The sequence below is a fragment of the Variovorax sp. DAIF25 genome, from assembly GCF_050711835.1.
In the GTDB taxonomy this organism is placed as follows: Bacteria; Pseudomonadota; Gammaproteobacteria; order Burkholderiales; family Burkholderiaceae_C; genus Variovorax.
The window spans coordinates 2,143,292-2,158,313 of record NZ_CP136637.1; the positions used below are offsets into that span (position 1 = coordinate 2,143,292).

16 protein-coding genes are annotated in these 15,022 nt (G+C 67.8%); 3 read left to right on the top strand and 13 right to left on the bottom strand.

Annotation, left to right across the window (positions count from 1 at the left end; all coding sequences use genetic code 11):
• Positions 1-55 precede the first annotated feature (55 nt).
• A complete protein-coding gene (locus R0232_RS44380) occupies positions 56-511 on the top strand; it encodes a hypothetical protein (protein WP_431513581.1) in 456 nt (151 codons plus the stop codon).
• Positions 512-606: 95 nt separating this feature from the next.
• On the opposite strand, the gene R0232_RS44385 is transcribed toward R0232_RS44380, so the two are convergent.
• From R0232_RS44385 to R0232_RS44395, 3 genes are all read right to left on the bottom strand, one after another.
• A complete protein-coding gene (locus R0232_RS44385) occupies positions 607-1,239 on the bottom strand; it encodes a glutathione S-transferase family protein (protein ID WP_431513582.1) in 633 nt (210 codons plus the stop codon).
• 43 nt (positions 1,240-1,282) lie between these two features.
• Entirely contained in the window at positions 1,283-2,032 is a 750-nt protein-coding gene (locus tag R0232_RS44390) for an SDR family NAD(P)-dependent oxidoreductase (protein WP_431513583.1), read from the bottom strand.
• 127 nt (positions 2,033-2,159) lie between these two features.
• Positions 2,160-2,906, bottom strand: coding sequence for an SDR family NAD(P)-dependent oxidoreductase (locus R0232_RS44395; RefSeq protein WP_431513584.1), 747 nt, complete (start codon positions 2,904-2,906; stop codon positions 2,160-2,162).
• 159 nt (positions 2,907-3,065) lie between these two features.
• Between R0232_RS44395 and R0232_RS44400 the strand changes: the two genes are divergently transcribed.
• Positions 3,066-3,974, top strand: a complete 909-nt coding sequence (locus R0232_RS44400) for a LysR family transcriptional regulator (protein WP_398492556.1) — start codon at positions 3,066-3,068, stop codon at positions 3,972-3,974.
• 21 nt (positions 3,975-3,995) lie between these two features.
• On the opposite strand, the gene R0232_RS44405 is transcribed toward R0232_RS44400, so the two are convergent.
• Positions 3,996-5,093: an alpha/beta hydrolase family protein gene (locus tag R0232_RS44405; protein ID WP_431513585.1), complete on the bottom strand. Its 1,098-nt coding sequence runs from the start codon at positions 5,091-5,093 to the stop codon at positions 3,996-3,998.
• On the bottom strand, positions 5,090-6,061 hold the full coding sequence (locus R0232_RS44410; protein ID WP_431513586.1) for an SDR family oxidoreductase: 972 nt from the start codon (positions 6,059-6,061) through the stop codon (positions 5,090-5,092). Before R0232_RS44410 ends, R0232_RS44405 begins: the two co-directional genes overlap by 4 nt.
• 83 nt (positions 6,062-6,144) lie before the next feature.
• Between R0232_RS44410 and R0232_RS44415 the strand changes: the two genes are divergently transcribed.
• Entirely contained in the window at positions 6,145-6,774 is a 630-nt protein-coding gene (locus tag R0232_RS44415) for a TetR family transcriptional regulator (protein WP_431513587.1), read from the top strand.
• A gap of 123 nt (positions 6,775-6,897) precedes the next feature.
• On the opposite strand, the gene R0232_RS44420 is transcribed toward R0232_RS44415, so the two are convergent.
• The 8 genes from R0232_RS44420 to R0232_RS44455 are packed head-to-tail and all read right to left on the bottom strand — an operon-like array spanning position 6,898 to position 15,021.
• On the bottom strand, positions 6,898-8,328 hold the full coding sequence (locus R0232_RS44420; RefSeq protein WP_431513588.1) for an aldehyde dehydrogenase family protein: 1,431 nt from the start codon (positions 8,326-8,328) through the stop codon (positions 6,898-6,900).
• Between the two features lie 22 nt (positions 8,329-8,350).
• A complete protein-coding gene (locus R0232_RS44425; RefSeq protein ID WP_093345264.1) occupies positions 8,351-9,052 on the bottom strand; it encodes an ABC transporter ATP-binding protein in 702 nt (233 codons plus the stop codon).
• Entirely contained in the window at positions 9,039-9,824 is a 786-nt protein-coding gene (locus R0232_RS44430; protein ID WP_208510471.1) for an ABC transporter ATP-binding protein, read from the bottom strand. Before R0232_RS44430 ends, R0232_RS44425 begins: the two co-directional genes overlap by 14 nt.
• Positions 9,821-10,771, bottom strand: coding sequence for a branched-chain amino acid ABC transporter permease (locus R0232_RS44435; RefSeq protein WP_208510470.1), 951 nt, complete (start codon positions 10,769-10,771; stop codon positions 9,821-9,823). The genes R0232_RS44430 and R0232_RS44435 overlap by 4 nt, the downstream gene beginning before the upstream one ends.
• On the bottom strand, positions 10,768-11,640 hold the full coding sequence (locus R0232_RS44440; protein ID WP_093345272.1) for a branched-chain amino acid ABC transporter permease: 873 nt from the start codon (positions 11,638-11,640) through the stop codon (positions 10,768-10,770). The genes R0232_RS44435 and R0232_RS44440 overlap by 4 nt, the downstream gene beginning before the upstream one ends.
• Positions 11,641-11,651: 11 nt before the next feature.
• Entirely contained in the window at positions 11,652-12,815 is a 1,164-nt protein-coding gene (locus tag R0232_RS44445) for an ABC transporter substrate-binding protein (RefSeq protein ID WP_208510469.1), read from the bottom strand.
• Entirely contained in the window at positions 12,812-13,663 is an 852-nt protein-coding gene (locus R0232_RS44450; RefSeq protein ID WP_208510468.1) for an NAD(P)-binding domain-containing protein, read from the bottom strand. Before R0232_RS44450 ends, R0232_RS44445 begins: the two co-directional genes overlap by 4 nt.
• Positions 13,663-15,021 (bottom strand): MmgE/PrpD family protein, encoded by a 1,359-nt coding sequence (locus tag R0232_RS44455; protein WP_431513589.1) that lies wholly within the window; start codon positions 15,019-15,021, stop codon positions 13,663-13,665. The genes R0232_RS44450 and R0232_RS44455 overlap by 1 nt, the downstream gene beginning before the upstream one ends.
• Position 15,022 lies beyond the last annotated feature (1 nt).

Genomic DNA, 15,022 nt, shown 5'->3' on the forward strand with positions numbered 1-15,022 from the left:
AATGCACCCGGCGATCTGTTCGTCGACCGATGAATGAACCAGGAGGAAGATACGCATGCCACACCGTCTCCCATGGCCGGTTTCCGGCCTCGCCCTGCTCGGCGCCCTCGTCGCCGTCCAGGCCCACGCACAAAGCGATGCCCAGGTCTATGACAACGCGATCGAGCAAGCGGCGCGCGTGTGTCCCGGCCACTCCGCCGAGCGCAGCCGGCCCGGCATCCGCGCCGTGGGCGTCGGCGCCTTGCGCGTGCTCGCGCAGCGCCGCATCACGATGTGCCCCGACCGCCGCCTCGACGCCGCCACGCCGGTGGTCTGGTATGGCCGCGCGGGTGTCTTCGCCTGGAACCCCGAGGTCAAGGAAGCCGTGGCACTGGTCGCATCCAAGGTCGATGCGATGACGCGCAAGGACGAGTTCCCGGCCGACACGCTGGTGTGGAAGGCCGACGGCAGCGAGGCCCAGGGCGTGACGGTGCCGATGTTCGAGCGCAGGGCGCGGCCCGCGGGCGGCTGAGGCGCGCAGCCGAAGCCTCAGCCGGAGCGGTGCCGCTCGATCCACGCATCGAGCCGGCCGTACACGCGTGGTCGTGACGATGCCGATCGAAGAGTTCAGGCCAGCGCGCTGGGGCGCGTGGACACCACAGCGTACCAGCGCTGCAACGCCGGGTACTCGTCGGTGACGACCACATCGATGGCTTTGGCAGCGAAATCTACGGTAACCAACAAGGTGATGTCGGCCACCGAGAACTGTTCGCCTGCCACGTAGGTCGAGCTGGCCAAGCGGGCATCGATGTCCGCGAAGAGGTTCTTGACCCGCTGCTTGCCCCGTTCTACCAACTCGCTGATCTGCGCGTAGTCGTGCGGCCCGGCAATCGCGCGGTTCTCGAGCCCGGGCGCCCTGTTGCGGATCGCCTCCATCACCGAGGCGAAGCCCTCCTGTTCGATGCGGCGCTCCCACATGGCCGTCAGTGCCTTCTCCTCGTCCGTGGCACCAAAAAGAAAGGGCGCTGGCTGTGTGTCGTCGAGGTAGCGGCTGATGACAGGCACTTCGCCGATGGCGGTGCCATCGTCCAGCACCAGCGTCGGCACGACGCGGCGTGGATTGATGGCTTGGTATTCGTCGGAATGCTGCTCGCCCCGACCCAGATCAATCGGGACAAGCGGAAGGGGCAGGCCTTTTTCGGCCAGCAACATGCGCACGCGCCGCGAGTTGGGGGAGGAGATGGAGTGATAGAGCTTCATGATCGGTTCGCATGAGAGAGAGGAAGGAATTGACAGGGCAGCTTCAGAGCTTCGAGCCGCTGTCGACGTGCAAGGTGTGGCCCGTGACCCAGCGAGCTTCGTTGGACGCCAGGAACGCCACGGCATCGCCGATGTCCTCCGGCTGAGCCAGGCGCTTGAGTGCCTGCATGCCCAAGGTGGCGGCGCGCCCGGCATCCGCCTTGGTGAAGCTGGACATCTCGGTCTCGACCACGCCCGGTGCGACCGCGTTGACGCGAATGCCGCGCTCGCCGAGCACCGTGGCGAAATGCTTCACGAGCGTGTCGATGGCACCCTTGCTCGCGGCATAGGCAGACAGGGTGCCGACCGACGCGCGCGCAGCCAGTGAGGAAACCAGCACGATGCTGCTGCCTTCGCACAGCGCCGGCAGCAATTGCTGCACCAGGAAGAACGGCGCGCGCACGTTCACGGCGAAGAGATGGTCGAAGTCCTCCACGGTCGTGTCCTCGATCGAGGAGGCCTTGGAGACGCCGGCGTTTGCCACCAGCACATCGAGGCGGCCGCCAATGATGTTGCGCACGCGCTGCGCCAGGTCATGCGGTCCGGTGGGCGAGTGCAAGTCGGCTGCGACCTTCTCCGCCTTGCCCCCTGCACCGCGGATCTCGTCGACAACGGCGATCGCTTCCTTCTCGCCGCTGCCGTAGTGAACCAGTACCTGGGCCCCGGCGCGAGCGAGGGCCAAAGCGCTGGCTCGTCCGATGCCGCGCGATGCGCCCGTGACCAGGGCGGTCTTGCCAGAAAGGGTGTTGTTCACGGCGTGCTCCTCAGATTTCAACGGCTTCGAGCGGGAAACGATGCGCGTCGGCGAAGGCTTTGCTGCGCTCGCTGAGCGATGGACGGTCGGACATGGTGGAACCCCTGCATGTGCGGTTCATGGAGAGTCAGCCGGCGGTCTTGCCGCCGTCCACCGTGACGATCTGGCCCGTCACGAAGGCGGCCCCTTCCGAGGCCAGGAAGAGCACGGCGGCAGCGATCTCGTCCGGCTTGCCGACACGGCCCAGGGGCACCCCCGCGGCCAGGGCCGCCCTGTTCTCCGGCGTGCCTGTGAAACGGTCCAGCATGCCGGTGTCGGTCGGGCCGGGAGCCACGGCGTTCACGCGCACGCCGGAGGCCGCGACTTCGAGCGCGGCCGACTTCGTCATCCCTTCGACGGCATGCTTGCTGCCCGCGTAGATCGAGGCGTAGGCAGCACCTTCATGCCCATAGGTCGAGGAGATGTTGACGATGCTTCCGCCGCCCTGCGCGGTCATCGCACGCAGCTCGTGTTTCATGCTCAGCAGCGTGCCGAGCACATTGGTGTCGAAGGTCGCGGCGTAGCTCTGCGCCGTCTGATCGACGATCGGGCCAGGCTGGCCTTCCGTGCCGGCGTTGTTGACCGCGACATCGAGGCGGCCGAAGCGAGCGACGGTCTGGTCCACCAATCGGCCGACCTCGGTGTCGTTGCGCACGTCGGCTTCGATGAAGAAGGCCTGCGCGCCCAGTGCCTGGAGTTCGGCTTCGAGCGCCTTGCCTTGCGGCACGCGGCGTCCGGAGACGACGAGGCGGGCATGGGTGCGGGCGAATGCCAGGGCGGTGGCACGGCCGATGCCGGTGAGGGCGCCGGTGATGAGGACAACTGGTTGGTTCATGATGAAAAATCCTGTGGGCATGACGATGGAAGCATGGATGGCTCGACTGACCACTTCGCTGCCGGTCGCGTCTCCATAGGGGAGAATCTAGGGATTCGGCGCAACTTTTAAAAAGACTTTGTGGGCTGGTGGGCATGCCTGTGAAGCATGAGGATGCACATGGAACTGCGACATCTGAGGTATTTCATCGCGGTCGCGGAGACGGGCAGCCTGACCGTCGCGGCCGAGCGGCGCCTGCATACCTCGCAGCCGTCGCTGAGTCGACAGATCCGCGACCTGGAAGACCAGGTCGGCGTGGCGTTGTTGCATCGAAGCGCCCGCGGGGTGGAGTTGACGGCGGCCGGCAAGGCGTTCATCGACCATGCGCGGCTGGCGCTGACCCAGGTCGACGCGGCTGTCGAAGCTGCTCGGCGGGCCGCGCTGCCTTCGAAGCAGCGCTTCGCGCTGGGCTTCCTGACGGGGCAGGAGATGACCTGGTTGCCCCGAGCCATGCATCTGCTTCGAGACGAGTTGCCGAACATCGACGTGACGGTCTCCAGCGACTATTCCCCCGATCTGGCGGATGCCGTGGCACGCGGCAAGCTGGATCTGGCCTTTCTGCGCGCCGAGCCGGGCTTCGACCTCAGCTACCGAACCGTGGGCCGAGAGCCTTTGGTGGTTCTGATGCCCAGCGATCATGCGCTGACGGCTCGGGCCGCCGTCACGCCGCAGGACCTGGTCGGCAGTCCGTTCATCGGCATGGCCAACAAGGCGCGGGTGTTGCAGGCCGTGGTGGACGACTACCTGGTGCGCTCGGGCGTGAAGATCACGCCGACACAAGGCGTGGACAACCCCGCCATGGTGATGTCGCTGGTCGCCTCGACACGTGGCCTGGCCCTGATTCCCGACTATGTCGAGAACCTGCTTCCCTGGTCGGTCGTCAGCCGTCCGCTGGCAGGCGAGGTGCCGACCATCGATCTCGTGGTGGGGTACAGCAAGTCCAATGCGTCGCCGGCGCTCCAGCTGTTTGTTTCCAGGCTGGGAGAGTTGGTGGCGAGGGCAGCGGACAGGCCCGCCGCGGCATCGTGAGATCAGTTGGCGCTCGAAAGGCTATGCCGGGCGGTCTTGGGTCGAGTCCGGTGCGACGTCCCGGAAGGCTGGGCTCGGACTCGTGCGGGCGCGCGTCATCCTGACTGTCTGTGCGCTATCGGGCCTGGGGGCTCGCGCCAGGATGGACTGCCAGGTCGTTTGCCACCGTGCGAGCGCCGTGCCGTCGTGCTCGAAGATCAGGTCGAAGAATGCCAGTGCGAGATCCGCGGTGGCGACCTTGACCTTGGGGTTGAGCGATGGACCGCCGGTCAGCGAACGATCGGTGAACATGCTGTGGGAACCGCCCTGGAACACGGCCAGCAGCTTGTGGGGATTGGTGATTGCATCGAAGACGGCCAGTCGATCGTCCACGCCTGAGCGGTAGCCCGGGATCTCGATCACGTCCTCGGTCGCCGTCACATGGATGGTTGGAATCGACACCTTGCCCAGCACCGCCGCCAGATCGGGTTCGCCATAGAACGGCGGCGCAGAGATGACGACTGCCGCCGAGAAGCGGGAATCAAGGCAGTCGAGCGTCAGGCCGTTCCTCACGATCTGCGCGCCGATCGTGAGGAGCGTCGTGTTCGCGCCGTAGGAATGGCCCGCCGCCACAAGGCGCTGGCGGTTCACCGCAGCGCCAAGACTGCCCGTTTCGTCGGAGAGCATTCGGTCGAGCGCGAAGCGCACATCGGCGGCACGCGCGATGGCCTCCTTTTCCTGAGCCGCAGCCTGCAAGCGGCCCACCACGCCGAATGGGTTGCCCCGCCAAAGCTGCGCATCGCTGCCGACATGCTGGACATGCAGACTGGCGACACCACGGGTCGACCAGTGTTTTCCGAGATAGCTGTAGCCCTGCCGCGAACCGCCGATTCCGTGCGAGAACACCACCAACGGCACCGACACGTCGGACGTCGCAACCGTTGGCCAGTACAGGCGCGCCGGCACCGGGCGGGATCGCGCCTGGTCGACCCAGTCGAAATCCATCACCCGATAGGGCGGCTCTGTGGGTTGCGCTGTCGCTTTCGTCGGGCCTGAGGCCAGCGCAGCCCACAGCAACATGGCATTGACTTGCCGCCGGCTCAGATTCATCTGCATGTCTTGGGTGCTGCGATGTTTCATGCGCGCGAGGGCTGGATGACATCGAGCGGTTCCGCGGACTTCCGACCATCGCGGGTGGGAAACACCGCACCGGTCAACGCCTCCGACTCCAGCCACAGCTTCGCAGCGACGTTCTTGTCCAGTGCCTGAGGCGGGATCCTGGCCAGGACCGGATAGCCGCGCGTTTCGCCGAACTTGTTCGGGCCGTAGTAGGCGCCGCCTCGCGCTTGCGGCGAGGTCGCGGCGAAGAGGGTGGGCAACGCGCCCTGCGCCGCCGGCTGGAACAGGAACCACATGTAGCGGCGAGCGATGCCCGCGGCGCTCCATGCGCCCGCGCCGTTGGGCAACAGATCGGTGCGCGAAACGCCGGGGTGGGCAGGGATGCTCTGAATGCCCCAGCCCCCGGCATCGCTGCGGCGTTGCAACTCGAGGGCGAACATCAGGCACGCGAGTTTCGATTGACCGTAGACCGGCATCGGCCTGTAGCCGTGCCGAGCCTGCAGGTCATCGAAGTTGATCGCGCCGCTTCGAGCGGCAACACTCGACAGGCTGACCACGCGCGGTTGGTTGCCTTGGCGTAGCAGGGGGAGGAGCCTGGCGGTCAAGGCAAAGTGGCCCAGGTAGTTGGTGCCGAACTGCATCTCGAATCCGTCGGCAGTCGCCAGGCGTTTGGGCGGTGCCATCACCGCCGCGTTGTTGATCAGCAGGTCCAACCGGTCGTGCGAACTCCGAAGGCGCTCGGCAAAAGCCTCGATGGAATCGAGGCTCGCGAGATCCAGCGCCCCGAAAACCACTTTCGCGTCGGGAACGCTTTGGCGAATGAGGTCGACTGCCGCCGCCCCTTTCGACGGGTTGCGACCTGCAATGACGACGTTCGCACCTGCACGGGCCAACGCGAGCGCGTCCTGGAACCCAAGACCACCGGTGCCGGTGACGACCGCGGTGCGGCCGCGCTGGGAAGGAATGTCGGAAGCTGTCCAGTGGGCCATGTCTTAGCTGGGAAGAGGGGGACGGTAGAATCAGTGCATATAAAACAGCACTGAGTGCATAATTTAATGCACTTCGTGCAGCTATGCAAGAGGCCATCGAAATGCCAGGAAATCCCTCGCCCGCGGGCACGGTGCCCACAGAGGGCCTGCGGGAACGCAAGCGCCGCGAGACACGTCAGCGCATCGCCGAGGTCGGCCAGCGCCTGTTCCTCGCCAACGGTTACGAAAGCACCACGCTGGACGCCATTGCGGCGGAAGCCGGTATTTCGCGCCGGACCTTCTTTTCGTACTTCAAGTCGAAGGACGAGATCATCGTGTTCTGGCAACAGACCGGATCGGCCAGTCTGTATGCCGATCTGCTGAAGACATCGCCCGATGTGCCGCCGCTCGATGCGGTCCGCGATGTCATGGTGAAGCACATCTCGCTCTACACGACCGAGCAGATGACGGCGCTCGACAATCTCATGCGATCGAGCGAAGCGCTTCTTGCGCGCAAGCAGACGCACTACGTGGAGCAGGAGCAGGCGCTCTTCAGCACGCTGTGCGAAGTCTGGCGGCAGCCCGAGCGCCGTACGTCGCTTCGGATGGTGGCCATGGTGTCCACCGGTGCGATGAGATTGGCGCTTCAAGCCTGGAGAGACCAGACCGGCCCGCGAAAGCCGGTGGCCAGGTTTCTGCGGGACGCCTTCGACAGCCTGCGAACGGAGCTTTGAGGGCGCACCTCGGGGCAGGCCGCCGACGGCTTCTTCAAGCCCGAACCGGGCTGACCGGTTGAAGGCTCGCGTTGCTCGAAGCGCCGACCATGCCGCGATGCCAAGGACGGGGTGCGCGCCCCGTTACTTCGGAATGCTGATCACCTGTGGCTGCGTGACCGCCTTGAGGCCCTCGGCACCGAATTCCACGCCCCAGCCCGAGCCCTTGACGCCGCCGAAGGGCACCATCGGATGGATCGCGCCGTGCTGGTTGATCCACACGGTGCCGGCCTGCAGCCGCACGGCAACCGCGCGCGCCTGCGCCACGTCGGAAGACCACACGGAGGCGCCGAGTCCGACGTCGAGCCGGTTCGCGCTCGCGATCGCATCCTCGAGCTCGCGGTACTTGATGATGGGAAGCACGGGGCCGAACTGCTCTTCGTCCACCAGCGCGGCACCATCGGCCAGGCCGGTCACGAGCGTGAGCGGATAGAAGTTGCCGGCACCTTCGCGCGCCTGACCGCCGCAGACGATCTCGCCACCATCGCGGCGCGATGCCTCCACCAGGCGGCTCACCTTGTCGAACTGCATCCGGTTCTGCACCGGCCCCATGACCACGCCGGCACCGAAGCCGTCGCCCATCGGCACCGTGGTTGCGATCTTCCTGAGTTCGTCCACCACCGCGTCGTGCAATGACTCCGGCACGTACAGGCGCTTGATGGCCGCGCAGGTCTGTCCCATGTTGATGAAGGCGCCCCAGAACAGGCCCATGGCGATGGCGGCCGGGTCCGCGTCGGCCAGCACGATGGCCGCGTCGTTGCCGCCCAGTTCCATGGTGGTCGGCGTCAGATGACGCGCCGCGATCGCCGTGATCTTGGCGCCGGTCGAACCCGAGCCCGTGAACATGATCTTGTCGATCTGCGGGTTGTCGACCAGTGCGGCACCCACTTCTCCCGGACCGCTGACGCTGTTGAGCACGCCCGGCGGCAGGTGCTCGGCCATGATCCGCACCATCTCGAGCGTGCCGATGCTCGTGTATTCGGAAGGCTTGATGACCACCGTGTTGCCGGCCCGCAGCGCCGGCACGATCTGCCAGATGGCGATCAGCAACGGCCAGTTCCACGGCGCGATGGCGGCGATCACGCCGTAGGGCTTGCGGTGCACTTCGTAGCGCCGGCCATCGTCTTCGAACACGGTTTCCACCGGCAGATCGAGGCTGGCGGGCACCCGGGTCCACGCCTCGCAACCGGCCAGCTCGAACAGCGCGCCGGGCACCTGGTCCGGCCCCAGGCCGCCGAGCGGCTTGCCCTGTTCGCGCGTGACCCATTCGGCGAGGTAGGTCGCGTTGCGCTTCAGGGCGTCGGCCACGTGCTCGAGGTGCTCGCGTCGCTTGCCATCGGGCAACGCGGCCCACGCCGGCTGAGCCGCCTTCGCGGAAGCGATCGCCTGCGCGATCTGCGCCGGCTCGGAATGCGGCACCAGCCCGATCGCCTCGCCATTGGCGGGGTTCTTCGATTCGAAGGTCCGGGCGGAGGGGACGGCGCGGCCGTCGACGGTGTTCGTGAAGGATTTCAATGACTTCTCCGGTGAATGTTTTTCAGACGCCCAGGTAGGCGTTGCGAACCGCCGGGTCCGCGAGCAGCGCGCGGCCGGTGCCGCTGTGCACGATGCGGCCGGTCTCGAGCACGTAGCCGCGGTCGGCCACGGTCAGCGCGGCGGCGGCGTTCTGCTCGACCACGAGGATGGTCACGCCCTGTGCGCGCAGTCGCACCAGCACCTCGAAGATCTGGTCGATCAGCAGGGGGGCGAGGCCAAGGGAAGGCTCGTCCAGCAGCAGCAGCTTGGGCCGGCTCATGAGCGCGCGGCCGATGGCCAGCATCTGCTGCTGGCCCCCCGAGAGATCGGAGGCCACGCGGCGGCGCATCTCGCCGAGCACCGGAAACATGGCATAGACCATGTCGGTGTCCGCCGCGATCTCGGCGTCCTTGCGCCGGTAGGCGCCCAGGCGCAGGTTGTCGGCCACCGAGAGGGGCTTGAACACCTGCCGGCCTTCGGGCGCATGGCCCAGCCCCATGCCGACGCGACGGTGCGGGCTCATCGCGTCGAGCTTCGCGCCTTCGAGCCAGACGCTGCCACCGAGCTGCGAGTGCAGGCCCGAGATGGTGTGCATCAAGGTGGTCTTTCCCGCGCCGTTGGCGCCGAGCAGCGCCACGATCTCGCCGGCGTGCACCTCGAGCGTCACGTCCTTGAGCACCGACACCCGCCCGTAGGCGGTACACAGGCCTTCAACCCTCAGCATGGGCCAGCTCCTTTGCGTGACTACCGAGATAGGCCGCGATCACATCCGGGTTCTCGCGCACCTCTTGCGGCGTGCCCTGGGCCAGGATGCGGCCCTGGTTCAGCACCAGCACCTGGTGGGAGAGCCGCATCACCATCTTCATGTCGTGCTCGATCAGCACCACCGACACCTCGCCCGCGATGCCGCGCAGCATGTGCTCGATCTCCTCGGTCTCGACGGCGTTGCAACCGGCCGCCGGTTCGTCGAGCAGCAGCACCTTGGGCTCGCTGGCCAGTGCGCGCGCGATCTCGAGGCGCTTGAGCACGCCATAGGAGAGGCTGCCGGCCACCGCGTTCGCATGGGCCGCGAGGCCGGTGCGCTCCAGCGCCGCCATGGCGCGCTCGCGGCTTTGCCGGTTCTGCCGGCCCACCGAGGGAAGGCGCAGCAGATCCTCGAGCAGCGTGGTGCTTTCCCAGCGAGCGCGACCGACCATGACGTTGTCGAGCGCGGTCTGTTGTGCAAACACCTGCAGGTTCTGGAAGGTGCGCGACATGCCCTTGCGGGCCAGCCTGAACGGCGGCAGGCCGCTCACGTCCTCGCCGCCCATGCGTACGCTGCCCGAGCGCGGCGTGTAGAGGCCGGACACCATGTTGAAGAGCGTGGTCTTGCCCGCGCCGTTCGGTCCGATGATCGACAGGATCTCGCCCGTCGGCGCGTCGAAGGAGACACCGTCCACCGCGACCACGCCGCCGAAGGCGATGCCCAGGTCCCTGACTTCGAGTGCCGCGCTCATTTGCTGGCCCTCCGCAGCAGCTGGCCCAGCGTGGGCACGATGCCCTGGCGCAGGAAGATCATCGACAGCATGATGATCAGCCCGACCGCGATGTCCTGGTAGTCATGGAAGGATGCGAGCAATTGCGGCAGCAGGGTCAGCAGTGCGGCGCCGACCAGCGCGCCGAAAGGTGTCGCGGCGCCGCCGATCACCACCATCGCGACGAACTCCACCGAGGTCATGAAGCCCGCGAGGTCCGGCGTGATGAAGCCGTTCATGAGTGCGAGCGTGCTGCCGGCCACCGCCGCATAGACCGATGCGATCACGAAGGCCTGGAGCTTGCGCCGCGCGACGTCCACGCCCATGCTGGCGGCCGCCACCTCGCTGTCGAGGATCGCGCGCAGGGCGCGGCCGGTCGGACTGTCGCGCAGCACCATCGCGACGGCGACGCCGGCGACCATCAGCGCGGCGCTGATCCAGTACCAGGTGCTCGGCGATTCGAGCGCGAAGCCGGCGATGCCGAGCCGCTTCACGTCCATGCCGTCAGGGCCGCCGGTGAGTGCGACCTCGCTGGTGATCACCAGCCCGATCAGCAGCGAGAAGCCCAGCGTCGCGATGGCGAGGTAGTGGCCCTTGAGCCGCAGGATCGGCTTGCCGACCAGGTAGGCGATCAGTCCCGCCAGGACGATGCCGCCGGCCGCCGCCACCACCACCGGCACGCCGTAGCGCGCCGGCAGCACGGCGCTGGCATAGGCGCCGATGCCGAAGAAGCCCGCATGGCCCAGGCTGATCTGCCCGGCCATGCCCATGAGGATGTGCAGGCCGACGGCGGCCAGCCCCATGATCCACACCAGTGCCGCGATGCGCATCACGTAGCTGGAGCCCGCCACGACGGGCAGCAGCGCCACGATCAGCACCAGCAGCGCCAGGGCGCGCCAGCCCGCGTTGGAAGCTCGAAGTGCTTTCATACGCGGTCCACCAGTTTGCTGCCGAGCAGGCCGTTGGGCATCACCAGCAGCATCAGGATCAGCGCGACGAAGGCGACGCCGTCCTTGTAGACGGAGGTCACGTAACCGGCCGCGCCGGCTTCGAGCAGGCCCAGCAGCAACCCGCCGAGCACCGCACCCACCGGATTGCCGAGGCCGCCGAAGATCGCGGCCGAGAAGCCCTTGAGCGCCAGCAGCGCACCGATGTCGTAGCGCGTCAGCGTCACGGGCGTGACCAGGATGCCGGCGATGGCACCGAGCGCGGCCGACAGGCCGAAGGCGAGCACCAGCACGAAGGAGATGTTGATGCCCACCAGGCGCGCCGCCAGCCGGTTGGCCGCGCTCGCGCGCAGGGCCTTGCCGGTGAGGGTCTTGTCGAGGAAGAGCCAGAGCGCGAGAAACATCACGATCGCGCTGCCCAGCACCCAGAGGCTCTGCGGCAGCACGCTCGCGCCGCCGACCGCGATCGGCGTGTTGCCCGAGAAGGGCGCCAGGTTGTGGAACTGCTTGTCGAACAGGAGCCCGGCCACGCCGCGGATGAAGATCGATGCGCCGAGCGTGATGATGATGAGCGTCACGGGCGAGGCATCGCGGGCGCGCTCGATGGCGAGCTTCTGCAGCAGGATGCCGACGATGACCGCGACGGCCACCGCCGAGGCGGCCGCCAGCCATACCGGCAGCCCCATGGCGATCAGGAACACCGTGGTCATGCCACCCAGCATGACGAACTCGCCCTGCGCGAAATTGACCACGTCCGAGGCGGCGTAGATCAGCGTGAAGCCGATCGCCACCACCGCGTAGACGGCGCCGACCGTGAGTCCGGAGAAGACGAACTGGAGAAACTGCGACATGGAGTGCTTCGTCAGTCGATCAGCAGCCAGTCGCCGTTCTTCACCTCGAGCATCCGGAAGGCCTCGACCGTGAGGCCCAGGTGGTCCTGCGGCGTCATGTTCACCACGCCCGACGTGCCGACGAAGCCGCGGGTCTGCTCGAGTGCGTCGCGGATCTTCCTGGGATCGGCGCTGTTGGCGCGCTTGATCGCCTCGACCACCATCATCAGGCCGTCGTAGGCACCACCGCCGAAGGTGGAGACGGGCTGGCCCGTGGCCTTCTCGTAGGTCGCCATGTAGCCCGTCACCACCGGCTTCTGCGGATCGCTGGCCGGCAGCTTCGACGCCACCAGCAGCGCCGCGGCCGGCAGCCGCACGCCTTCGGCGGCGGCGCCGGAGAGCTCGATGTAGCTCTTCGACGCCACGCCGGGGTTCTGGTAGAGCGGAATGCTCTTCATGTCGAGCTGGCCGTAGTTGCGCGTCAGCACGGCCGGGCCCTGGCCCGAGGCGCCGGTGTTGAGGATGGCCTGCACGCCCGGCGTGGCCTTGATCTTCGCCAACTGCGGCGTCATGTCGGTGTCCTGCGCGCCGTAGGTCTGGTCGATCAGGATCTTGATGCCGTACTTGTCGACCACCTTGAGGCACTGCTCGCGCATCGAGGTGCCGAATCCGTCGGTGCCGGCGATCAGCGCGATCGACGTGAAGTTGCGCTTCTTCATGTCCGAGAACACGCGCTCGCAACCCATGCGGTCGGTGTGCGGGCTCTTGAAGACGTGCTGGCGCACCGGCTCGATGATGTTCACGCTGCCGGCGAGCGACATGAAGGGGAGCTTGGCCGCTTCGAACACCGGGATCATCGCCATCGTCGTGCCGGTGGTGGAGCCGCCGACCATCGCCACCACGTTGTCGCGTTCGACCAGGCGCTGGGCGAAGGTGCGGGCCTTGTTGGCATCGCCCGCGTCGTCGTAGGTGACCAGTTCGATCGGCCGCCCGAGCACGCCGCCGGCGGCGTTGATCCGGTCGGCATAGAGCTTGAGCGTCTTCGCTTCGGGGTCGCCGATATAGGAAGCCGCGCCCGTCACCGACAGCACGGAGCCGATGCGGATGGGTTCGGCCGCCTGCACCGAGGCAGCGAGGCCCAGGGGCAGGGCGATGGCAAGCGCCAGGTGGCGAAGGCGCGCGGAAATTCTTTTCATGGAACTGTCTCCTTGTCGTTGGCGGGGGTGGTGAATTCGATGAGCAGGCGCGTGAGGCCCGGTGCCGAGGCAGGCGCTGCCAGCTGGCCGTCGCGGCTTTGGGCGAACAGCCCGAGCGCCAGTCCGGTCGCGAAGCCTTGGCCGGAGCTGCCGGCCTGCTCGAGCGCCTCGCGCTCGGCGCCGCGGCGGATCGCGGCAGCGATGCGGGCGCGAAGGCCGGCGGGCGCGAGCCCGATGCGGTCGCCGACCAGCAGCGCTTCGGCACTGGCCGCCAGCACGTCGGCATGCACGTGGGCCTCGACCAGGCGCAGCGCCTGGCCGCATCCCAGCGCGCCACCGGCAACGAGCTCGAGGCCCAGCGTGCGCAGCACGGGCAGTGCGACGTCGAGTGCGGAGTCGTCGTCGCAGCCATGAACGATGGCGGCGGCAGCGGCGTCTTGCGCGTCGCCGCACAGGGGCGCGTCGATCAGCACGATGCCGCGCTGCGCGAGTCGTGCGCCGAGACTGCGGGTGAGCGTTGGATCGGCAGCGCCGAGATCGACCACGATCGCGCCCGCGTGCAGGCCCTGCGAGACGGACGCGATCCGTTCTCGTACCGCGAAGCCCGGCGGCGCGAAGAGCAACAGGCCGGACGCCGACAGCCCGGCCAGATCGTTCGCCGCGCGGCACTGGAACTCCTGCGCGAAGGCGCGGGCCCGCGCGGCGTCGTCGTCATGCACCACCAGCACATGGCCGGCGCGCGCAAGGCTGGACGCCAGCGCCCATCCCACGCCGTCGAGGCCATCGAAACCGACCGCCGCGCCCGTGGCGTTGGCCGGCGTGCCGGAACCGATCACGCCCGCGTCCATCAGGCGACCAGCAGCGGAATCAGGCTGCGTACGTCGGCGACTTCGGGCAACGCGCGCAGCGCCTGCAGGTAGGGTTCGATGCGCTTCGCCGCAATGGGTCGTGGCGCATAGGCCAGGCAGTCGTCGAAGCGCGCGCGGTGCTGCGTCTCGTCGAGGTCGGCGCCCGGAAAGCCCGGCGCGATGTCGAGCGAGCGTCGCAGGCTGCGGCCATCGACGGTGTGCACAGTGAGGTCGACCGCGGTATGGCCACGCGCATCGAGCGCGGCATCGGGCACGACCGTGATGCGGTCGATCAGCGTGCGCAGCGCGGGATCGAGCACCTGCTCCGGCGCGAAGTGCGCGAGCTTCGACGCGCGGCGCGCGAAGGCATTGGCCACGCAGTAGGCGGCGCTGAACTGGCCGTCGACGCGCGGGTTGGTGCCCGGATCGAAGGGCTTGCCGACCAGCCGGAAGGCGTAGGGCGGCAAGCGCACTTCGGCCGCGCGCAAGTCCTCGGCCGAGACGCCGTCCTCGAGGAGCGACAGCGCCAGCTCGGTCACGCCCTGCGTGACGCCGCAGCTCGGGTATTTCTTGAAGACCATGCGGTGCAGGCGCCAGGTCGTGCCCACTCCTTCGCCGACGGCGTCGAGGTCCAGCGTGCCGCGGCCATAGAGGTGGCCGTAGCCGTAGTGGCCCGAGAGGAAATTGACCGGCCCCGTGACACCGCGGCGCGCCAGCTCGGCACACTGCACGCCGGCCTGCGCAACCCAGCCCTGCACCACGCGCACGCCCAGCGAGCCATCGACATGGCTCTGGAAGCTGCCGCCGCAGCGGTTGAATGCCAGCGCCAGTGCATGCAGGGTCTGCTCGCTCGTGAGGCCGAGGATGCGCGAGGCAGCCGCGGCGGCAGAGAACACGACCGCGATGCCGGTGGGATCGAAGCCGTCGTACTGGGCTTCGCTGAGGTTGAGCCTCGAACTCAGCTCGGCACCGGCCGCCAGCGCGGCCAGAAACTCCGAGCCGCTGCAGCCGCCCGCCAGCTCCGCGGCCGCGAAGGCCGCCGGCAGCAGGGCCGAGCCGATGTGCGGGCCGGGAGCCATCGCGTCGCAGTAGTCGAGCGCACGGCACATCGTGGCGTTGAACTGGGCCGCGGCATTGGCGGGCAGGCGATCACCGTAGACCAGCGTGGTCGCCTGCGGCGCACCGCCGGACTCGGCAAGCACCGTGCGCAGGGCCTCGATGCCGTCCTCGGCCGCGCCCGCGATACCGGTGCCGGTCACCGCCATGACCATCCAGCGCAGGATGCGGCGCGCGTCCTCAGGCACCTCGTCGGCGCGCAAGGTGACAACGAACTCGGCGAGTCGGCGTTCCAGCTTCATC